The organism is Roseinatronobacter ekhonensis, assembly GCF_900499075.1.
Taxonomy (GTDB): domain Bacteria; phylum Pseudomonadota; class Alphaproteobacteria; order Rhodobacterales; family Rhodobacteraceae; genus Roseinatronobacter; species Roseinatronobacter ekhonensis.
In genome coordinates, this window is record NZ_UIHC01000040.1 from 11,834 (window position 1) to 32,339 (window position 20,506).

Annotated in this window: 16 protein-coding genes and 1 pseudogene; 12 read left to right on the forward strand and 5 right to left on the reverse strand. The window is 62.1% G+C overall.

The window, feature by feature from the left end; genetic code table 11:
- Positions 1-23: 23 nt before the first annotated feature.
- From ROE7235_RS14765 to ROE7235_RS14780, 4 genes are all read left to right on the forward strand, one after another.
- Positions 24-1,868 carry a sensor histidine kinase gene (locus ROE7235_RS14765; RefSeq protein WP_121096269.1) on the forward strand — a complete coding sequence of 615 codons (1,845 nt, stop codon included), beginning with the start codon at positions 24-26 and terminating at the stop codon, positions 1,866-1,868.
- On the forward strand, positions 1,865-3,214 hold the full coding sequence (locus ROE7235_RS14770; RefSeq protein WP_121096270.1) for a sigma-54-dependent transcriptional regulator: 1,350 nt from the start codon (positions 1,865-1,867) through the stop codon (positions 3,212-3,214). The genes ROE7235_RS14765 and ROE7235_RS14770 overlap by 4 nt, the downstream gene beginning before the upstream one ends.
- 195 nt (positions 3,215-3,409) lie before the next feature.
- Positions 3,410-4,393: a TAXI family TRAP transporter solute-binding subunit gene (locus ROE7235_RS14775; RefSeq protein WP_121096271.1), complete on the forward strand. Its 984-nt coding sequence runs from the start codon at positions 3,410-3,412 to the stop codon at positions 4,391-4,393.
- 57 nt (positions 4,394-4,450) lie between these two features.
- Positions 4,451-6,715, forward strand: coding sequence for a TRAP transporter permease (locus tag ROE7235_RS14780; protein ID WP_121096272.1), 2,265 nt, complete (start codon positions 4,451-4,453; stop codon positions 6,713-6,715).
- A 71-nt stretch (positions 6,716-6,786) separates the two neighbouring features.
- Here ROE7235_RS14780 and ROE7235_RS14785 read toward each other — a convergent pair whose 3' ends face one another.
- Entirely contained in the window at positions 6,787-8,355 is a 1,569-nt protein-coding gene (locus ROE7235_RS14785) for a trimethylamine methyltransferase family protein (protein WP_370743802.1), read from the reverse strand.
- A gap of 268 nt (positions 8,356-8,623) precedes the next feature.
- Here ROE7235_RS14785 and nadA point away from each other — a divergent pair, with 268 nt between their 5' ends.
- Genes nadA through ROE7235_RS14815 form a run of 6 tightly spaced genes read left to right on the forward strand, consistent with a single transcriptional unit; the run spans position 8,624 to position 15,033 of the window.
- Positions 8,624-9,670, forward strand: coding sequence for a quinolinate synthase NadA (gene nadA / locus ROE7235_RS14790; protein ID WP_121096273.1), 1,047 nt, complete (start codon positions 8,624-8,626; stop codon positions 9,668-9,670).
- A gap of 4 nt (positions 9,671-9,674) precedes the next feature.
- Positions 9,675-11,210, forward strand: coding sequence for an L-aspartate oxidase (locus ROE7235_RS14795; RefSeq protein WP_121096274.1), 1,536 nt, complete (start codon positions 9,675-9,677; stop codon positions 11,208-11,210).
- Entirely contained in the window at positions 11,207-12,052 is an 846-nt protein-coding gene (gene nadC / locus ROE7235_RS14800) for a carboxylating nicotinate-nucleotide diphosphorylase (protein ID WP_121096275.1), read from the forward strand. Before ROE7235_RS14795 ends, nadC begins: the two co-directional genes overlap by 4 nt.
- Before the next feature lie 42 nt (positions 12,053-12,094).
- Entirely contained in the window at positions 12,095-12,757 is a 663-nt protein-coding gene (locus ROE7235_RS14805; protein WP_121096276.1) for a DUF1007 family protein, read from the forward strand.
- The gene (locus tag ROE7235_RS14810) at positions 12,742-13,632 is read left to right on the forward strand and encodes a nickel/cobalt transporter (protein WP_121096277.1); all 891 of its coding nucleotides are present in this window, start codon (positions 12,742-12,744) and stop codon (positions 13,630-13,632) included. The genes ROE7235_RS14805 and ROE7235_RS14810 overlap by 16 nt, the downstream gene beginning before the upstream one ends.
- Positions 13,633-13,674: 42 nt before the next feature.
- On the forward strand, positions 13,675-15,033 hold the full coding sequence (locus ROE7235_RS14815) for an MATE family efflux transporter (protein WP_121096278.1): 1,359 nt from the start codon (positions 13,675-13,677) through the stop codon (positions 15,031-15,033).
- On the opposite strand, the gene ROE7235_RS14820 is transcribed toward ROE7235_RS14815, so the two are convergent.
- Complete coding sequence (locus ROE7235_RS14820) at positions 15,030-15,452, reverse strand: CoA-binding protein (RefSeq protein WP_121096279.1); 423 nt, start codon at positions 15,450-15,452, stop codon at positions 15,030-15,032. The two genes, ROE7235_RS14815 and ROE7235_RS14820, sit on opposite strands and share 4 nt — an antisense overlap.
- A gap of 434 nt (positions 15,453-15,886) precedes the next feature.
- Between ROE7235_RS14820 and ROE7235_RS20875 the strand changes: the two genes are divergently transcribed.
- On the forward strand, positions 15,887-16,012 hold the full coding sequence (locus ROE7235_RS20875) for a hypothetical protein (RefSeq protein ID WP_306418880.1): 126 nt from the start codon (positions 15,887-15,889) through the stop codon (positions 16,010-16,012).
- Between the two features lie 91 nt (positions 16,013-16,103).
- On the opposite strand, the gene uvrB is transcribed toward ROE7235_RS20875, so the two are convergent.
- Positions 16,104-18,278: an excinuclease ABC subunit UvrB gene (gene uvrB, locus ROE7235_RS14830; RefSeq protein ID WP_121096289.1), complete on the reverse strand. Its 2,175-nt coding sequence runs from the start codon at positions 18,276-18,278 to the stop codon at positions 16,104-16,106.
- A 112-nt stretch (positions 18,279-18,390) separates the two neighbouring features.
- Between uvrB and argE the strand changes: the two genes are divergently transcribed.
- Positions 18,391-19,560: an acetylornithine deacetylase gene (gene argE, locus ROE7235_RS14835; protein WP_121096281.1), complete on the forward strand. Its 1,170-nt coding sequence runs from the start codon at positions 18,391-18,393 to the stop codon at positions 19,558-19,560.
- Here the strand turns inward: argE and ROE7235_RS14840 are convergent.
- Entirely contained in the window at positions 19,557-20,282 is a 726-nt protein-coding gene (locus tag ROE7235_RS14840) for a DUF2059 domain-containing protein (protein WP_147434224.1), read from the reverse strand. The two genes, argE and ROE7235_RS14840, sit on opposite strands and share 4 nt — an antisense overlap.
- 23 nt (positions 20,283-20,305) lie before the next feature.
- Positions 20,306-20,506, reverse strand: a pseudogene (locus ROE7235_RS14845) (IS630 family transposase); the annotation flags it as partial.

Genomic DNA, 20,506 nt, shown 5'->3' on the forward strand with positions numbered 1-20,506 from the left:
GCTCTGACCAACCGGGGCGGCAGATGGCCTTGCGATACCAGCGATTGTTGTGGCTCTTGGGCGCGTTTGCGCTGCTGCTGGCCGTCGGGGCGACGCGCTTTGCCTATGATCGTGCGCTGCAAGCGCAATTTTCAGACCTGAACGACCGCGGTTCCAGCACCCTGACACTGGCGGCAGCCAGCCTGTCTGGTTTGTTGTCGCGTTTCGAGCGTTTGCCGGGTTTACTGGCCGAACAGCCTGCGCTGCGGGCACTGTTGCGCTACCCCGACGATCCTGCCCATGTCGATGTCGCAAACCGTCACTTGCGCGAAAATGCAGAGCGGTCCGGCGCGTCTGTCATCTATGTGATGAACAGCGACGGCGTCACACTGGCGTCCAGCAACTACGACCAGCCCACCAGCTTCGTTGGCGGGGATTTCAGTTTCCGGCCCTATTTCACAGAGGCGATGGCAGGCGGTTTGGGCCGATTTTATGCAATGGGCACCACCTCGAACAAGCGGGGGTATTACTTTGGCGCGCCGGTCGATATCGGGCGCGACCGTTTGGGCGTGGTGGTGATCAAGATTGATCTGGACCAGATCGAAAGCGCTTGGGCATATGAAGACCTGCGCATTATCGTGACCGACACAGAGGGTATCGTCTTTCTGTCCTATCGGTCGGACTGGTTGTTTCACACTTTCGGAGCGTTGGATCAGGCGCGTTTGGCGCGGACGCGTGAAACCCGCCGCTATGCAAATGCCGAGATCGGCGAGATCGCGCATGCGCGCGATACGGTCCCGGGTGGGCACGCAGTTTTGCGCACTGTCGCCAATGATGGCGGGCGCGAAGAGTTCCTGGCACTACACACCGATATGCCGCGTGCCGGTTGGACCATGCAGGTCTTGCTGCCGACGGCAGGTGCCTACAGGCAAGCGATGACGCTGGTCAGCACCGGCGCATTGGCGCTGGGCTTATTGGGCTTGGCCGCGTTCAGCCTGTGGCAAAGGCGGCGGCAACTGGCCGAACGGCTGGCCGTACAGCAGGCCGCCGCGACCGAATTGGAAGCCCGCGTGCAGCAGCGCACATCGGAACTGAAATTCGCCAACAGCGCCTTGCAAGAAGAGGTGGCCGAGCGCCGGATGGCCGAAGGCCGTTTGCGCCAGACCCAAGCCGAACTGGTTCAGGCGGGCAAACTGGCCGCGCTGGGCCAGATGTCGGCGGCCCTTAGCCACGAGTTCAACCAACCCCTGGCCGCAGCGCGCAACTACGCCGAAAACGCCGCCGCCTATCTGGACCGCGACCGCCTGCCAGAAGCGCGCGACACGATCGGCCAGATCCTTGGGATGATCGACCGGATGACGCGCATCAGCCGTCATTTGCGCAATTTCGCGCGCAAGCCGAACGAACAGTTGCGCCCCGTGTCACTGGCCGATGCCATCTGCGGTGCGCGCGATGTTCTGGCGTGGCGGCTGGACAAGACCGGCGTGACGCTTGATCTGGATATCGGCACTCCTGCCCCCGTGGTTACGGGCGGACTGGTGCGGTTGCAACAGGTGCTTGTCAATCTTGTGTCGAATGCGATTGATGTGGTCGAGGATGCAGCGGACCGCCGCTTGCATCTGCGCGCCGCCCCGCAGGGCGAGATTGTTGAAATAACCCTGCGTGACCACGGGCCCGGCGTGCCCGAGGCCTTGCAGGCCCGCATCTTTGACCCGTTCTTTTCGACCAAGGAGGTGGGCAAGGGCCTGGGGCTGGGGCTGTCGATTACCTATAATATTGTGCGCGATTTCGGCGGCAGGCTCAGCGTGGCAAACCACCCCGAGGGCGGTGCCGTGTTCACCCTGACCTTGCGGACTGCCAATCTGGAAGCCGTGGAAGCGGCGGAATGAGCGCTGGCCCCGTTTTCCTGATCGACGATGACGCGGATTTGCGGCGCTCGACCGAGCAGGCACTGGATCTGGCGGGGTTGACCCCCGAAGGCTTCGCCCGTGCCGACACGGTTCTGGACCGTATCACGGCCGGGTTTGGCGGCGTGGTCATTACCGATATACGAATGCCGGGGCTGGACGGGCTGAGTCTGATGACCCGTATCCACGAGATTGACCCCGACATTCCCGTCATCCTGATCACCGGGCATGGCGACGTGCCATTGGCCGTGCGCGCCATGCGCGAGGGCGCGCATGATTTCATTGAAAAGCCGTTTTCGGGCGCGCAACTGGCCAGTATCGCCGCCCGAACGCTGGAATATCGCAAACTTGTGCTGGACAACCGGCGGCTGCGGGCGGTGGCCGGTCAGGCGGATGATCTGGAAGCGCGGCTGGTCGGGCGTTCGAACGCGATGATAGGACTGCGCAGGCAAATCCGCACCATCGGCGCGTCGGATGCCGATGTGCTGATCGTGGGCGAGACCGGCACCGGCAAGGAAGTGGTCGCCCGCGCGCTGCATGATCTGTCGGCACGCGCGGCAAAGCCGTTCGTGGCCATTACTTGTAGCGCGCTGCCGGAAACGCTTATCGAGTCTGAATTGTTCGGGCACGAGGCGGGGGCCTTTCCCGGTGCGCTGCGCGCGCGGTCCGGCAAGTTCGACCATGCCCGTGGCGGCACGATCCTGCTGGATGACATCGGCGCCATGCCGCTCGACCTGCAAGCCAAGTTCCTGCGCGTGGTCGAGGAGCGTGTGATCTCTCCGCTCGGGTCCAACGACCTGCGCGAGCTGGATGTGCGGTTCATCGCGACCAGTCGCGTGCCGCTGGAAGGTCTGGTCGCGGCAGGCCGCTTCCGGCCCGACCTGCTGTACCGTTTGAACGCGGTCAGCCTGACGGTGCCGCCCCTGCGCGACCGGGCAGAGGATATACCGGCGCTGTTCACGCAGCTTCTGGCCAGCGCGCAGGCCCGCCATAGTCTAAGCGCGCGCGCGGCCAACCCTGCGATGCTGGCCCAGCTTTCAGGTTTGGACTGGCCCGGCAATGTGCGCGAATTGCGCAATGTGGCCGAGCGTCATGCGCTGGGCGTGGCAGATTTGGATGGTCCATCGGAAGATGCCGCTGCTATGCGTTTGTCAGACATGATGGCCACGCATGAGCGCAAGCTGCTGGTCGATGCGCTGATCCGTCATCGCGGGGCACTGAAACCGGTCTACGAATCCCTCGGGCTGTCGCGCAAGGCGCTCTATGACAAGCTAAGCCGTCACGGGATTGACAAGACGCAGTTCCAGGATTCATCGGCGGATGAGTAGCTTTCGATACACGAGGCGCTGCTTGTGGGTAGGTTTCTACACATCGGCCTGATTTGGTTGCGCTAACATGCCGCAGCCCAGAGGCCGCACTTGCAATAGTGACGGTGGCCCTATCCTCCTTCCGGCGTGCTCTGCTGCTCAAGTGAGGGGGTGGCAGGGACAGCGAAAATACGCAAAATCCATGGGAGGATCTTCATGCGTTATAACAAAATGACGGCTTTGGCCGCTGCTGCAATCGTGACCGCAACTGCTGGCCATGCTCAGGACATGTCGGACTGGCCTGCGAGCTTTACCGTCGGCACCGCCAGCCAGGGCGGCACCTACTTCGCCTATGGTTCCGGTTGGGCCAACCTTGTGGCAGAAGAGTTGGGCATTTCCGGCGGTGGCGAAGTCACCGGTGGCCCCATGCAGAACATGGCGCTGGTGCATACCGGCGACGCGGCGTTCGGCATGACCACCATGGGCCCGGCGGCGGAATCGCTGGGTGGGACCAACCCGATTGCACCGGGTCTGGCGATGGACAAGGCTTGCGCCATGTTCCCGATGTATCAGACCCCGTTCTCTGTGACGGCATTGTCGTCCTCTGGCATCACCAGCGTCGCGGATATCCCCGATGGCGCGCGGATCGGGTTTGGTCCGGCCGGGTCCACGTCCGACACCTATTTCCCACGCATGATGGAAACACTGGGCGTGAATTTCGAGCGCCGCAACGGTGGCTGGTCCGACCTTGGTGGCCAGTTGCAGGACGGTCTGCTGGATGTGATCGCTTTCGCAGCGGGTGTGCCGGTTCCGGCTGTCAGCCAGCTTGAGGTGCAGACCGACGTGAACATCATCGAGTTCACCGAAGCAGAGCAGGCTGCCATCATGGAAGCCTTCCCCGTGTCGTCCTTCGAAATTGCGGCAGACACCTACACCACGCTGGAAGCGCCCGCGCGGTCCGTGTCGATGTGGAACTTCGCCATCGCGAATTGCGACCTGCCCGAGAGCTTCGTCTACGAAGCAACCAATGTCGTGATGTCCGACAATGCACGCATGGTGAACATCCACCGTGCTGCCCAGTCGACCGTGCCAGAGAACTGGGACAAGAACGGCGTTCTGATGTGGCACCCCGGTGCCGCGCGCTGGTTCCAGGAAAATGCCGGTGCGGATATCCCCGCCGACATGATCTACGGCGGCTGATGCGCTGATCCTTCGGGCCATCCCCGCTATCGGGGGTGGCCTTTTTCGGGGCCGTGCATGGCCCGCTTCGTATGCCAGCAGGTGCCGCTCGTGTCAGAGAAGACTTCCGAAGAAATTACCCCGATTGTCGTGGACGGGATTGATGAAGAACCCGTTGTCGGCAACGCTCGCCAGTTCAGCGGCAAGTTCCTGATCATCGCCAGTGTCCTGTCCGCGTTTTACGCGGCGTTTCACATGGCCGCCCTGAACGGCCTTTCAATCGGCGACTGGACCGGCGTGACCATTCCGCTGTTGCCCCGCTTCCCGATGGAAACGTGGAATTTCCGCATTGTCCATGTGGCAGGTGCCTTGCTGTTGGGCTTTATGTTGTTTGCCTCTGTCCGGTTTTCCGAAACGGACGGGTCAGACATGCGCCCCAATCCGCTGGTGCGCGGCCTGTCATGGCTGCTGCTGCTGCCCGCGCTGTTCGCGGTTGGCGCTGCGGCATGGTTCGGCACGCTCATAGAGGGCGGCGTCATGTGGAACGGCATGGATGCGACGCTGAAATCCCGCGAAATCTACCTGTATGGTATTCCGCTTATGGTGGCGACCGTTGGTGCGATTGGCCTGTCATGGGTCGAGCGTCTACCGCGACATGCGTTTTCCGTGACCGACCTTGTGCTTGGCATCTGCGGGATTGCGGTCGCAACCTACCTGATCGTCATGTTCGGCACGCTGATGCGCAATTCCACGGGCACGCCCTTTGCGCCGATCGGCATTTCCATCGCCGCGCTGGCCGGCACCCTGCTTATTCTGGAGCTGACCCGCCGCGTGGCCGGTCTGGCGCTTGTCATCATCTCTGTGGTGTTCCTGATCTATGTGTTCACCGGACAATATCTGCCCGGCTTCCTGAACTCGCCCGCCATCTCGTGGGAGCGTTTTTTCAGTCAAGTTTACACCGATGCGGGTATATTGGGGCCAACGACCGCAGTGTCGTCGACCTATATCATCCTGTTCATCATTTTTGCGGCCTTCCTGTCGGCCTCTAAGGTTGGCGATTACTTCGTCAACTTCGCCTTCGCGGTCGCTGGGCGCGCACGGGGCGGTCCGGCGAAAGTGTCGATCTTTGCATCTGGCCTGATGGGCATGATCAACGGCACCAGCGCGGGCAATGTGGTGGCGACCGGGTCGCTCACCATCCCGCTGATGAAAAAGGTGGGCTACCCCAAAAAGACCGCTGGCGCCGTCGAAGCAGCCGCCAGCACAGGTGGGCAGATCATGCCGCCGATCATGGGGGCAGGGGCCTTTATCATGGCGGAAATCACCGGCATTCCGTATCAGGATATCGCGATTGCGGCGATCATTCCGGCGGTGTTGTATTTCGCCTGTGTCTACCTGATGGTGGATTTCGAGGCGGTAAAACTGGGCATGCGCGGCATGCGGTCGGACGAGTTGCCGAAGCTGCCGGAAATGTTGAAAAAGGTCTTCCTGTTCCTGCCCATCGTCATCCTGATCGTGGCCTTGTTCCAAGGCTATTCCGTCATTCGCGCGGGCACGCTGGCGACGATTTCGGCGGCCGTGGTCAGTTGGTTGACCCCCTACCGGATGAATCTGAAATCAATCTACAAGGCGTTTGAAAATGCCGGTCAGATGTCGATCCAGATCATCGTGGTGTGTGCCTGTGCAGGTATCATCGTGGGGGTTATCAGCCTGACCGGTGTGGGCGCACGGTTTTCGAACCTGCTTCTGGGTCTGGCGGAAACCTCTCAGCTTCTGGCGCTGTTTTTCGCCATGTGTATCGCGATTCTGTTGGGGATGGGGATGCCCACAACAGCAGCCTATGCGGTCGCGGCTTCGGTCGTGGCACCGGGCTTGGTGAACCTTGGAATTCCGCAACTGACCGCGCATTTCTTCGTGTTCTATTACGCGGTGCTGTCGGCCATCACGCCGCCCGTGGCGCTGGCATCCTATGCCGCCGCGGGGATTTCGGGGGCCAACCCGATAGAGACATCCGTCACCTCGTTCAAGATCGGGCTTGCGGCCTTTGTTGTGCCGTTCATGTTCTTCTACAATGGCGCATTGCTTATGCAGGGCACATGGCTGGAAGTCGCGCATGTCTTTGTCACCGCAATGCTGGGGGTCTACCTGCTCGCGGCGGCGGTGCAGGGCTGGCTATTCGGCCAGGTAAACCCGTATCTGCGGGCGGTTGTCGGTATCGGCGCGCTGGCCATGATCGCGGGCGGATGGCTATCCGACGCGATCGGGCTGGGCATTATGGCGTTGGCTTTCGCTGTGCAGCGCGGCTATCTGACACCGAAAAATGCGGCTCGCGGCGCGGATTGATCCGCCGCGCGCTTGGGAATGCAAAAGGGCAGTCGAAAACGACGGCCTTTTTATTGCGACGCTAGAATAGTTCAGCCGAACGCATCCGGTTCCGACGCTTTGCGCCGCGCGACATAGTCAGACAGCGCTTCGTTCACGGCAGGGTCAAGCGCTGGTTGCTGGTAGTCGCCCAGCATTTTGGTGACACGGGCACTGGCCAATGCCTGGGTGTCGCGTGCGCCTTCCTCTTCCCATGTCTCGAACGGTTTGTAATCCAGCAGGTCAGAGCGCCAGAACGCCTCTTTGAAATTGGCTTGCGTATGCGCACAGCCAAGGAAATGCCCGCCGGGCCCAACCTCGCGCAGCGCGTCCATGGCCTGCCCGTTTTCAGACATGTCCACGCCCTTGGCCAGATGGTGCAATGTGCCAAGCTGGTCGGCATCCATCACGAATTTCTCATAAGAGGCGACCAGCCCCCCTTCCAGCCAGCCGCAGGAATGCAGCATGAAATTCACGCCCGCCAGAAGCGCCATATTCAGGCTGTTGGCGGTTTCATAAGCCGCCTGCGCATCTGGCAGCTTGGACCCGCAGAACGACCCGCCAGAGCGGTAGGGCAGGCCCAGACGCCGTGCCAACTGCCCCGCACCATAGGTGATGAGCGCGGCTTCCGGCGTGCCGAAGGTCGGCGCGCCGCTGTTCATGTCGATAGAGGTCACGAACGCCCCCATGATGACCGGGGCGCCGGGGCGCACAAGTTGGGAATACGCGACGCCCGCCAATACTTCGGCCATGACCTGCGTCAGTGTGCCTGCGACCGTTGTAGGCGCCATTGCACCGCCCACGATGAAGGGTGAGATAATGCAGGCTTGGTTGGCGCGCGCATAAACTTCCAACGCGCCCATCATGGTTGAATCGAAGGTCAACGGACTGTTGAGGTTGATCAGAGAGGTCATAACCGTGTTCTGGTCGACAAAGTCGGATCCGAACAACAGCTTGCACATTGCGACCGAATCTTCTGCGCGCGTGGGGTCGGTGACCGACCCCATGAACGGCTTGTCCGACAGGGTCATGTGCGCATGCAGCATGTCCAGATGGCGCTTGTTCACGGCGATGTCGGTTGGCTCGCACACCGTGCCACCAGAATGGTGCAGCCATTTCGACATATAGCCCAGCTTCACGAAATTGCGGAAATCCTCCATCGTGGCATAGCGGCGACCACCATTGGCGGACCGCACGAAAGGCGGGCCGTAGACCGGCGCCATCACCAGATTGCGGCCACCGATTTCCACGTTGCGCGCAGAGTTGCGCGCGTGCTGGGTGAAAGCTGCGGGGGCGGTCGCACAAAGCTGGCGCGCCAGACCGCGCGGAATGCGCACGCGCTCGCCCTCGACATCGGCCCCGGCATCGCGCCAGCGTTGCAGCGCGGCAGGGTTATCAACAAAATTGACGCCAATTTCGGCCAGCACGGTTTCTGCATTGGCCTCGATGATCTGAAGCGCCTCTTCGTTCAGCACTTCCAGATTGGGGATGTTGCGCTCGATATATTTGGCGGTTTCCAGACTGACCGCCGACCGTGAGGCCCGGCGCGCCGCGCCGCCGCCGCCGCTGCGTCCGCGCCGTCCGCTTGTCGCTGCACCCATCTCCACCGCCGGTTCCGCCATGTCGCACACTCCTTGTGGGCCCGTCCTGAACCATCAGGCGGGTGTTTTCCCTTTGTACAAAGCTGACACGTCCATAACTGGCCAAATAGCGGCGCTTCGCGGTGCAAAGCGACATCGCAGCCCTTGTGTGCTGGACAGCGTGACTGCAACGACATACATGAAGCGGCGACGGGCATGGCGGGCCCGGTCTTGTTATCCCGGCGCCCGCCCCCAAATGCCATCCCCCGCCCGCGCGTGTTTTGCCGGGCAGAGTGACAGGAGCCATGCCATGTTGGACATGCCCAATATCCGCGACACTTTGGCCGCGGAATACGATCTTGCCCCGAACCCTGATCTGGCTGCAAAGATGCAAGACGAATATGCGCGCATGGCGCGTGTTGTCTCGCCCGCAGATTGGGCAATCCATGCGCCGTATGTCGCCGCGATCAACGCGCTGAAACGGGACCGCGACGCGACGATTCTGGCGCATAACTACATGACGCCGGAGATATTCCACGGCATTTCCGACGTGGTGGGCGATAGCCTGCAACTCGCAATCGAGGCAACGCGGACCGATGCACAGGTCATCGTGCAATGCGGCGTCCATTTCATGGCCGAGACCTCTAAAATCCTGAACCCGTCCAAAACGGTCTTGATGCCCGACATGGAAGCGGGCTGCTCTTTGGCCGAAAGCATCACGCCCGCAGGCATTGCCGAAATGCGCGCGCGCTTCCCCGGCGCGCCGGTTGTGACCTATGTCAACACCACCGCAGAGGTGAAGGCGGCATCTGATATCTGCTGCACCTCTGCCAATGCGGTGCAGATCATCCGCGCGCTGGACGCCGAGACCATTATCATGACGCCGGATCAGTATTTGGCGCAGAACGTGGCGGCGCAGGTGCCCGAAAAGCGCATCGTCTGGTGGGAAGGGTCGTGCATCGTGCACGAGCAATACACCGCGCAAGATATTCGCGATTTCCGCGACTGGAACCCAGGAACCCGCATCATCGCGCACCCCGAATGCCCGCCTGACGTGGTGGCAGAGGCGGATTTTTCCGGCTCTACCAAGGGCATTCTGGACTATGTCAGCGCAGAGCGGCCCGAACGCGCGATGTTGGTCACAGAATGTTCGATGGCCTCGAACATTTCGGATGCGCACCCCGATGTCGAGTTTATCGGCCCGTGCAACATGTGCCCCTACATGAAGAAGATCACGCTGGAAAAGGTGCTCTGGTCGCTGCATTCCATGACGACGGAAATCACTGTGCCCGAGGATGTGGCCGACAAGGCACGGCTGGCGGTGCAGCGCATGATCGACCTTGGCGCAAAGGGCTAAGGGGTTGGACACCGGGCGGATCGTGATTGTCGGTGCGGGCTTGGGCGGGCTATACGCGGCCTTGGCCCTCGCGCCGCGCCCGGTTCTGGTCATCTCTCCCGAAACGCTTGGTGAGGGTGCGTCCTCGGCTTGGGCGCAGGGCGGGATTGCCGCCGCGATGGCCGCGCCCGACACGCCAGAGGCGCATGCCGCCGATACGCTGCGCGCTGGCGCGGGCACCGTGGATCCTGATGTGGCGCGCATGGTCACGCAGGCCGCGCGCGACCATATTCTGGATCTGGCCCGTCACGGCACGCCCTTTGACCGCACGGATGAGGGCGGTTTCGTCATGAACCACGAGGCCGCGCATTCCACCGCGCGCGTGGTGCGGGTGCAGGGCGACCAAGCGGGCCGCAAGATCATGGAAACGCTGATCGCAGTGGTGCGGGCCACGCCGTCGGTTCAGGTGCTTGAAGGCGTGCTTGCGCAGGGGCTATTGACCAAAGGCGACAGGGTTTGCGGTGTCCGGCTGGCGCAAGTCACGGATACAGGTGTAAGCGCACCGGTCGACCTGACTGCCCCTGCGGTGTTGCTGGCGGGTGGCGGCTCTGGCGGGCTATATGCGCTGACCACCAATCCCGCGCGCATCCGTGGGCAGGTGATGGGCATGGCCGCGCGGGCGGGCGCGCGCATGGCCGATATGGAATTCGTGCAGTTTCATCCCACCGCGATGGATGTGGGGCTTGATCCCGCACCTTTGGCGACAGAAGCGTTGCGCGGGGCAGGGGCCACGCTGATAAATTCTGACGGCACACGCTTTATGCTTGGTGAACACGCGGATGCCGAACTTGCGCCCCGCGACATCGTGGCCCGCGCCGTGTTTGCCCAAAGCCAGTCGGGCGGGCGCCCAATGCTTGACACACGCGCCGCGCTGGGCGCGACCGTGCTAAGCGATTTTCCGGTGGTGGCCGAGGCGTGCAGACAGGCCGGCATAGATCCGGTGGGGCAGCCCATCCCCGTAGCCGCCGCCGCGCATTACCACATGGGCGGGGTAGCCGTGGACCGGCACGGACGCAGTTCGCTTGCGGGGCTGTGGGTGTGTGGCGAAGCGGCCTCTACGGGCCTGCACGGGGCCAACCGTCTGGCTTCGAACGGGGTGCTAGAGGCGCTGGTCTTTGCCCGTGCCTGCGCGTTGGATATACTGGCCACCGCGACACGCGCAGATGCGCCTGCGGTGCAGCTTGCCTTCACAGGTCACGGCATCGCCCCCGATTCCGATGCGGTTGCATCCCTGCGCCGGACCATGACCGCGCTTGTCGGGGTGCGGCGCAGTGCCGAAGGGTTGCAAGAAGCTCTGCGCGAGATCGACATGCTGGACCGGGCCCACCCGGACTGCCCCGATTTTGGCAATATGTGCGCCACGGCGCGGCTGATCGCCGCCACTGCGCTACAGCGCCGCGAAAGCCGGGGCGCGCATTGGCGTGACGACTTTCCCGCGCCCGATGCTGCGCAGGCCGCGCGCAGCTTCATCACCCTTGCCGAAGTTCTGGAGCGCGCATGATCCCCCCTTTGCCCGACTTGTTGCTGGAACCCTTAGTGCGCGCCGCGCTGACAGAGGATCTTGGTCCCAACGGTGACGCGACCACCCGCGCCGTGATCGGGCCTGATGTAACCTATAACGCACGATTGAACGCGCGCGAGGGGGGTGTTGTGTCGGGTGTGCAAGCCGCCGTTCTGGCCTTCCGCTTGGTCGACCCGGCCCTGACGGTCACGGTGATGCACGCAGATGGCGCGCAGGTCGCGACAGGCGACACCATTCTGATGATTGACGGCGCGGCCGCGTCCATCCTGTCGGCTGAGCGGGTCGCGCTCAACTTCATGGGCCGATTGACAGGGATTGCAACGCTGACTGCGGCTTTCGTGGCCGAAACCAAGGGCCACAAGGCGCGCATTACCTGCACACGCAAGACCACGCCGGGGCTGCGGCTGGTGGAAAAGCAGGCGGTGCTGCACGGCGGCGGCAGCCCGCACCGCTACAGCCTGTCCGACGCGATCCTGATCAAGGACAACCATATCGCCGCCGCTGGGGGCGTGCCGCAAGTGCTGCAAGCTGCGCGGGACCGCGCAGGCCATATGATGCGGATCGAGATCGAGGTGGACACGCTAGGACAGCTAGAGCAGGTTCTGGCGACCGGCGGTGCCGATGTCGTCTTGCTGGACAACATGGACACAGACACGCTGACACAGGCGGTAGAAATAGCGGCTGGACGGATCGTGACCGAAGCCTCTGGCAATATGCGGTTGGAACGGATTGCAGAAGTCGCGGCGACAGGCGTAGACTACATCTCGGTTGGTGCGCTGACCCATTCGGCCCCGGTTCTGGACCTGGGTCTGGATTTCTGAGCGCGCGCCACGTCCTGCCAACCCGCAATAACGGGAGCCCGCATGCCGTTTCGACATCTGGCAGCTACCCTGTGCCTTTTGGCGGTCTGGACACCGCCCCCCGCCGCAGCGCATCCGCATATCTTTGTCGATGCCGCGCTGGAAATTGTCTTTGACCCTGCGGGCCAGCCAAGTGCGCTGCGGATTTCATGGGTCTATGACCCTCTGTTTTCGATGTTGCTTCTGTCCGATATGGGTTTGGATGATGATTTCGACGGCACATTGACGGCAGAAGAATATGCAGCACTCGACGGGTTCGACATGAACTGGATCGAGGGGTATCACGGCGACACGCATGTATCACAAGGAGATAATGCGCTGGCTTTGGGCGGGCCCGAAAAGACCACCTCTGGGTATGCGGATGGACGCTTGCGGTCGTCGCATCTGCGTCAGTTGCAAGAGCAACCCGACCCCGGCCAGCCGTGGGAAGTGTCGGTTCACGATCCGAGTTATTACACGCTTTACAGCCTGTCCCGCCCGCCCGTCCTGACCGGCGCCCCGAATTGCAGCGCACGGGTCATCGCGCCGGATATGGAAAAGGCACAGGCGGAACTTGCGCAGGCTTTGGACGAAAAAGCCGCTGACAGCGTCGATATAGAGGCGGATTTCCCGGCGGTTGGCGCGCTTTTTGCCGAAAAGGTGCGGATATCATGCCCCGCGCCGTAGCCCTTGTTGCAATCTGCGGCGCGCTTGGGCTGCTGGTTCTGTGGCTGACCGGCGGTAGTGCTGCTTTGGCCGATTGGGCGCAAACGGCCCAACGCGCGGCGCAGGACCGAATGGCCACAACCCTGCGGGCCCTTCATGCGGGCGCGCCCGGCGCATTGGCGGGCTTGTGGGGCCTTTGCTTTGCCTATGGCTTTGTTCATGCAATCGGGCCGGGGCACGGCAAACTGGTCGTGGGTGCCTATGGCATGGGAACGAATGCAAGCCTTGTGCGCCTGGGCGGGATTGCCATGCTTGGGGCGTTCGGGCAGGCGCTGACCGCGATCCTGCTGGTCCTGGGCGGTGCCGCGCTGCTGGGGCTGACCCGCGCCGGAATGGAGGAGTTTGCGACAAGATGGCTGGACCGCGCAGCGCTATTGGCCGTTCTGGCGTTGGGGCTGTGGCTTGTTATCCGCGGCGCGCGGGCGTTCTACCGCTCGCGCCCTGCTGCGCAGGATCACAGTGCGCAAGACATCTGCCCCAGTTGTGGCCATAGTCACGCGCCCGACCCTGTTGCCGTTGCGCGCGCGCAGTCATGGCGCGAAATGGCTGCGGTCATCGGGGCGATTTCCTTGCGCCCCTGCACTGGCGCGCTGTTCGTGCTGCTGCTGACATGGCGCATGGGGCTGGTCTGGCAAGGGGTTGGCGGTGTGCTCGCCATGGCGCTGGGCACAGGTTTGGTCACGGTCACCGCCGCTTTGCTCGCGGGTGGCGCAAGGCGCGGTGCGTTTTCGGTGCCAGCGATGGCCCGCTTTTCGCCGGTTCTGATGCCCGCGTTCGAAATCCTTGCAGGTGGGGTCATTATGCTATTGGCCTTGAACATGTTAAATTCCATCTGACCCATCTTGCTCGTGCCGGATGCAACCGATACTCGGTTGGGTATGAAAGCCGCGACCCGCCCCTTCCTGACTGATTTGCGCGCCGTTCTGGCGCTTGGCTTGCCCTTGGCCGGCAGCCATGTCGCGCAATTCTTGCTGGCCGTGACAGACACCGTCATGCTCGGCTGGTATGGCGTGGTCGATCTGGCTGCCAGCGTGATCGGGGCAGCGGTGTTTTTCGCGCTTTTCACCTTCGGGCTTGGGTTTGCCAACGCGGTCATGCCGCTGGTCGCAACCGCAAGCGCATCGGATGATGACGCCGAAGTTCGCCGTGCCACGCGAATGGGGCTGTGGCTGTCGGCGGGGTTTGCGCTGGCTGTCTACCCGATATTCTGGTTTTCCGGCACTATCCTTGCTGCGCTCGGCCAGCCAGAAGACGTGGTGCCCTTGGCGCAGGATTATCTGCGGTTGATGGGCATCGCCCTGCTTCCGGCACTAATCGTGGCGGTGTTGAAAAACTACCTTGCCGCGCTGGGCCGCACGCAGGTCGCGCTGTGGCTGACGGTCGCGGCGGTGTTTTTGAACATTGCGCTGAACTGGGTGCTGATTTTTGGCAATCTGGGCGTGCCAGAGATGGGTGTGCGCGGCGCAGCGCATGCGTCCATCTGGGTGCAAGTCGCGACCGCGCTGGCCTTGGCCGCGTATTGCGCGCGGGCAGGGGGATTGCGGCGCTACACGCTATTCCAACGCTTCTGGCGGCCCGACTGGCAGGCCATGGCGCAAGTTTGGCGGCTGGGCTGGCCCATTGGTGTCGCGCTCATCGCAGAAAGCGCACTGTTTTCTGCCGTCGCCATATTGGTCGGCCGGGTCGGCACGCTGGAACTGGCTGCCCATGGAATCGCAATAGAGATATCGGCGGCCTTGTTCATGATCCATCTGGGGTTTTCAAACGCAGGGACAGTACTGGTCGGTCGCGCTCGCGGACGGGGCGACACTGCTGCCTTGCGCGCGGGTGCGCAGGCCACGATTGTCGTGTCGGTCTGTTTGGCTTTGGCCACGATGGCGCTGTATATTCTGTTCGGCGGTCATTTGGTTGGCCTGTTCCTGTCACCGTCAGAGCCCGCGCGCGACCAGATCATTGCACTGGGCGCGGTATTGATGATGGTTGCCGCGTTGTTCCAGCTTGCCGATGGCGCGCAGGTCGTTGCCATGGGCCTGCTGCGCGGCGTGCAGGATACCAAGGTGCCGATGTGGATCGCCGCGTTCAGCTATTGGGGCATCGGGTTTCCGGCAGGGTATGTCTTCGGCCTTGTGCTGGGATGGGGTGCGCCGGGCATCTGGGTCGGCCTTGTGGTCGGCCTCGGAACGGCAGCGATCCTGCTGATGTGGCGGTTCTGGGCCGGACGCGCGGTGGCGGTCTAGCCAAGCAGACGCGGTAGCTCCACCTTGGGGCATTTGTCCCAGACCACGCGCAGACCTTGGGCGCAGGCGCGGTCTGCTGCCGCTGGATGGTGCACCCCGATCTGCATCCAGATCGTGCGCAGATTGGGCAGATAGGCGATGGCCGCGTCGACCACTGGCCCAACCAGATCCGAGCGGCGGAAGATATCGACCATCTCTACTTCGGGCGGACAGTCTTTCAGGCTGGCGCGGATGGACTCCCCTTCAAAAATCTGTCCTGCAAGGCCGGGATTGACCGGAATCACGCGGTAGCCCCTGCCGACCAGAAAGCGCGCCACATAGTGGCTGGGGCGCGCTGGATTGGGGGAAAACCCGACAAGCGCGATGACTTTAGTCTCGGTCAGGATGGTGCGGATGGTATCGTCAGAGGCGTTTTCCATATGATCATGCTGGCGCGGAGCATAAGCGGCCGCAACCGGAAATTATCCTGTATAAAAAAGGCCCGGCACGATGGCCGGGCACAGGTGCGGAACGAGGGACAGTAACAGTGCAGCGCGGGTGTTCCAGCCCAGCGCCATATCAAATATGTGGGTGTGAAAATGTGACTTTCCAGAAATTCTCGCAAAAAGGTGAGAGGATACGCTCAGCCAGCGATGATTTGCTGAGATGCGGGCCCATCTGCATATTGGCACGACAGGATCGCGAAAGCACTCGCGCCCTCACACGGATGGCGCTAGCCGAAATCTTGCAAAGATTTCTGCCCGATTTCTTTTGAAGAAATCGGGCCTACTCCGGGTGTCAGCCACCGGATCGGAGCGCGGTTGCAGAAGATGACAATCTGCCCCGAGTTCTCGGCGACTTGAAAGCCTCGCCGATGTATTTCGCGCATAAACAGGTCCATTCCTGCGAACCGCTCGATATCTCGCGCCTTCCGCCGGATCACCGCGCCTTGTTGCACAGCCTTGCAGGCGAAGAGGTCATGCAGCCAGACCTCGGGTGAGAGAGGTGAGTTTCGGGTATACATGTTTGCAGCATAGCGCAGGTTGGTTAAAAGCCGGTTAAAACACATCCTGAGACTGCGAGATTTGCCTTTACTTCCGTCGCCGTTTCACGCCGCCGCGCTGCCCCGGCTTGCCCGCGGTCGAGCGCGGTTTGACGGCACTATCGACCGCGTCATCCACGGCCGATTGTCGTGCCAGCGGGTCGTCGGCGATGGCGAGTTCAACCGCTTCCAGACGTTTCACCTCGTCGCGCAGGCGGGCGGCTTCCTCGAATTCCAAATTCTCGGCGGCCTTGCGCATATCGGTGCGCAACCCGTCCAGATGCGCCTGCAGGTTCGCGCCGGGTTTGACCTTGTCCACCTTGGCCGTCACCCGTGCCATGTCGGTGTCGCCCTTATAGAGGCCCGCCAGCACATCTTCGACATTCTTGCGCACGGTCTGGGGTGTGATGCCATGCGCCTCGTTATAGGCGATCTGCTTGTCGCGGCGGCGGTTGGTTTCGCCCAAAGCGCGTTCCATGCTGCCGGTGATGCGGTCGGCATACATGATCACCCGGCCATCGGCGTTCCGTGCAGCCCGCCCGATAGTCTGGATCAGCGAGGTCTCAGACCGCAGGAACCCTTCTTTGTCAGCGTCCAGAATGGCGACCAGACCGCATTCGGGAATGTCCAAGCCTTCGCGCAGCAGGTTGATGCCGATCAGCACGTCGAACGCGCCCAGCCGAAGGTCACGCAGGATCTCGATACGTTCGATCGTGTCGATATCGCTGTGCATGTAGCGCACGCGAATGCCCTGTTCGTGCAGGTATTCTGTCAGGTCTTCGGCCATGCGCTTTGTCAGCACGGTACAAAGTACGCGCATGTCGTTCGCGGCAACCTTGCGGATTTCGTCGAGCAGGTCGTCCACTTGCGTGGCGACGGGGCGGATTTCGACTTGCGGGTCCAAAAGCCCTGTGGGGCGGATGACCTGTTCGGTGAACACGCCGCCTGCTTGTTCCAACTCCCATTTGGCCGGAGTGGCTGACACGAACACCGATTGCGGGCGCATGGCGTCCCATTCCTCGAACTTCAGCGGGCGGTTGTCCATGCAGCTTGGCAGTCGGAACCCATGTTCGGCCAGCGTCATCTTGCGGCGGAAGTCGCCCTTATACATGCCGCCGATCTGCGGGACCGAAACGTGGGATTCGTCTGCGAACACGATTGCGTTGTCGGGGATGAACTCGAACAATGTGGGTGGCGGTTCGCCCGGTGCGCGGCCCGTCAGGTAGCGCGAGTAGTTTTCGATCCCGTTGCACACGCCGGTTGCTTCCAGCATTTCCAGATCGAACTTGGTGCGTTGCTCCAACCGTTGCGCTTCCAGCAGTTTGCCCTCGACCACGAACTGGTCCAACCGTTGCTGCAACTCATGCTTAATGCCTTTTGTCGCCTGCTGCATCGTGGGGCGCGGGGTCACGTAATGGCTATTCGCATAAATGCGGATTTGCTCGAAACTGTCGGTCTTGGCGCCGGTCAGCGGGTCGAATTCGATGATCGCCTCTAGCTCCTCGCCAAAGAAGGACAGCCGCCATGCGCGGTCCTCCAGGTGGGCAGGCCAGACCTCGACCGTATCACCGCGCACACGAAAGCTGCCGCGCTGGAAGGCCGCGTCATTGCGCCGATAGGCTTGCGCCACGAGTTCAGCCATAACCTTGCGTGGGTCGTAGACCTCTCCCACTTTCATGTCCTGCGTCATGGCCGAATAAGTCTCGACAGAGCCGATGCCGTAAATGCACGAAACAGAGGCCACGATGATCACATCGTCCCGCTCCAACAGCGCGCGGGTGGCCGAGTGGCGCATCCGGTCGATCTGTTCGTTGATCTGGGATTCCTTCTCGATAAAGGTATCCGAGCGCGGGACGTAGGCTTCAGGCTGATAATAGTCGTAATAGCTGACGAAATACTCGACCGCATTGTCGGGAAAGAACCCTTTGAATTCGCCATATAGCTGCGCGGCCAGCGTTTTGTTGGGCGCAAGGATGATCGCAGGACGCTGCGTTTCCTCTATGATCTTGGCCATGGTGTAGGTCTTGCCGGTGCCGGTCGCGCCCAGCAAAACCTGATCGCGCTCACCGTCATTCACGCCCAGTGCCAGTTCCGCAATCGCGGTCGGCTGGTCGCCCGCAGGCTGGAACGGGCTGGCCATACGAAAATGCTTGCCGCCTTCCAGTTTGGGGCGGGTCAGCACATCGGGGCGCTCTGTCGGCAGGTTCAGGTTGTTATGCGGCATGCTGTGCGATCCTTTATCTACCACATAGTTGGGCTTGCGGCGCAGCGGTTCAACCCGGTTCTTGCATGGCATGCCGGGCCACGCTAGCCATAACCGAAACGGAGCGCCGCAGATGTCCGACACCCTGACCCGCACAAAGCAAATTTTGGCCGATCTGGTGGCGTTTCCATCGATTTCGGCAGATGGCAACCTTGCCATTACAGAGCATCTTGCCACCTTGCTAGAGGCGGCGGGTGCGCGGCTCTGGTTTGAGCCTGACGCGACAGGCGCAAAACTGAACCTGTTTGCAACGATCGGGCCGGACTTGCCTGGCGGTGTGGTGCTGTCGGGCCATACCGATGTTGTGCCGGTCGAGGGCCAGCCATGGACGACCGACCCGTTCACCATGGTTGAACGCGACGGGCGGCTTTATGGTCGCGGAACGTGCGACATGAAGGGCTTTGTCGCCGCTTGCGTGGCGATGGCCCCGGTCTTTGCGGCGCGCGATCTGAAAGTGCCGGTGCATTTCGCCTTTACCTATGATGAAGAGGTCGGCTGCCTTGGCGCGCAGGTGCTGACGGCGACACTCGCAGCTCGTGGGATTACACCGGCCGCCGGAATCATTGGCGAGCCGTCGATGATGCAGCCGGTCGAGGGGCATAAAGGCTGTTTCGAATACACCACCCGCTTCACCGGCCTGGAAGGTCACGGCTCCAGCCCCGATTTGGGGGTGAACGCGGTCCAATACGCCGCGCGGATGGTCAACCGCCTGTGCGAGCTGCGCGCGCAGTTGAAAGACCGCACGCCGACGGACAGCGATTTCATCCCGCCGCACACCACGATCAATATCGGGGTTCTGGCGGGGGGTGTTGCCCATAACGTCATCCCCGGCACCGCGCGGCTGGAATGGGAAATGCGGCCGGTTCAGCCCGAGGATGCCACGTTCGTCAAAGCTGAACTGGCCGCCCTGCAAGCAGATATGCTGGCCGAGATGCACGCGGTCTATCCCGCCGCTTCTATTGAAACGGAAACCATTGCAGAGGTCGTCGGCCTGACGCCGGACCCTGCCAGCGCCGCCACGCGGCTGGTGATGGAACTGACCGGTGCAAACCGCGCGGGGCTTGTGCCTTTCGGCACCGAAGCGGGATTGTTCCAGCAGATCGGCATTCCGTCTGTCATCTGCGGGCCGGGCGACATTGCGCAGGCCCACAAGCCGGACGAATTTCTGGCGCTGGATCAGTTGGCTGCGTGTCTGGCCATGCTGGACCGGCTGGCCGACAGGATGGAACGTGGCGCCGTCTAGAGCGTATCCTGCATCATGCGTCGCGCCATGGCCGCCCCAACCCGGCGCGAAATGTCCACAAAGACAGTGTCAAACGCCCGGAACATGGCGCGGTTGAACGCGTCACCCGCAGGGCTGCGCGCGTGCTCAATGTAGGCGACCATCTCCTCGGGGTTTAATGGCTGATAGGCGAACAGGAAATACGCTTCCGCCCAATCCGTTACATCGCTTCGAATGGCGTCTTCCTGTGCCCAGACCAGCGCCAGCATGTCGGCGCCGGCCATCCCAGCCATCCAGCCCGCCTCTGCCATGCCTGTGTAATATGCAAGCGAGGTGTTCAGCCCCAGTGAGACGTTCAAATCTATCAGGTCGTTCGCCGCAATCCTGTCGCGCACAAGTTCCAGCGCCCGACCCTGCGCACTGTCCCCCGGCGCTGCACGCGCGCGCTCCAGCGCGGCCTGTGCCGTGTCATCAATTTCCTGCGTCAGAAGCGCCCGCCGCGCCGACACTTCCAGTTGCAACACTCGGCGGCCTAGGTCGCTTTGCGCGAATGCCAACGCCTCCGCGCGCACATCCGGGTCCAGCCCGTCGTCGAGCGCGGTTGCGAATGCGTCATGCATACGGTCATCATCATAGATGCGCGCGACTTCCATCTCCCACCCCGCGCGCCCTGTGCCGGTATCCGGCACGGCAGGATCGTTCAGCGTGGCATCGCGCCCCTCTTCGGCCATGACGTCGAACAACTCGGGCAGCAGATATACTTCTTCTACTCCAAAACCCGAAAGTTCTCGTGTGTTATGACGCGGAAGTTATCTGACACCTTGTCGCGGAATTTCTTCCATTCCTGCGGGATGGTCTCACGCATGAATGCAAGGATGGCGTCGGCGAATTGCTTCTGACTTCGGTAGTAGCGATTGTGGGTGACATAATGGTGCAAGACCGCCCAAAGACGTTCAATTGGATTGAG

Excerpts from the sequence above, each read along its gene's own strand:
- nadA (WP_121096273.1), top strand. The coding sequence starts at position 8,624 with ATGTTGGACATGCCCAATATCCGCGACACTTTGGCCGCGGAATACGAT.
- ROE7235_RS14810 (WP_121096277.1), top strand. The coding sequence starts at position 12,742 with ATGCCCCGCGCCGTAGCCCTTGTTGCAATCTGCGGCGCGCTTGGGCTG.
- ROE7235_RS14805 (WP_121096276.1), top strand. The coding sequence starts at position 12,095 with ATGCCGTTTCGACATCTGGCAGCTACCCTGTGCCTTTTGGCGGTCTGG.
- argE (WP_121096281.1), top strand. The coding sequence starts at position 18,391 with ATGTCCGACACCCTGACCCGCACAAAGCAAATTTTGGCCGATCTGGTG.
- ROE7235_RS14770 (WP_121096270.1), top strand. The coding sequence starts at position 1,865 with ATGAGCGCTGGCCCCGTTTTCCTGATCGACGATGACGCGGATTTGCGG.
- ROE7235_RS14815 (WP_121096278.1), top strand. The coding sequence starts at position 13,675 with ATGAAAGCCGCGACCCGCCCCTTCCTGACTGATTTGCGCGCCGTTCTG.
- ROE7235_RS20875 (WP_306418880.1), top strand. The coding sequence starts at position 15,887 with ATGTATTTCGCGCATAAACAGGTCCATTCCTGCGAACCGCTCGATATC.
- uvrB (WP_121096289.1), bottom strand. The coding sequence starts at position 18,278 with ATGCCGCATAACAACCTGAACCTGCCGACAGAGCGCCCCGATGTGCTG.
- ROE7235_RS14785 (WP_370743802.1), bottom strand. The coding sequence starts at position 8,355 with ATGGCGGAACCGGCGGTGGAGATGGGTGCAGCGACAAGCGGACGGCGC.
- ROE7235_RS14775 (WP_121096271.1), top strand. The coding sequence starts at position 3,410 with ATGCGTTATAACAAAATGACGGCTTTGGCCGCTGCTGCAATCGTGACC.
- ROE7235_RS14765 (WP_121096269.1), top strand. The coding sequence starts at position 24 with ATGGCCTTGCGATACCAGCGATTGTTGTGGCTCTTGGGCGCGTTTGCG.
- ROE7235_RS14820 (WP_121096279.1), bottom strand. The coding sequence starts at position 15,452 with ATGGAAAACGCCTCTGACGATACCATCCGCACCATCCTGACCGAGACT.
- ROE7235_RS14780 (WP_121096272.1), top strand. The coding sequence starts at position 4,451 with ATGGCCCGCTTCGTATGCCAGCAGGTGCCGCTCGTGTCAGAGAAGACT.
- nadC (WP_121096275.1), top strand. The coding sequence starts at position 11,207 with ATGATCCCCCCTTTGCCCGACTTGTTGCTGGAACCCTTAGTGCGCGCC.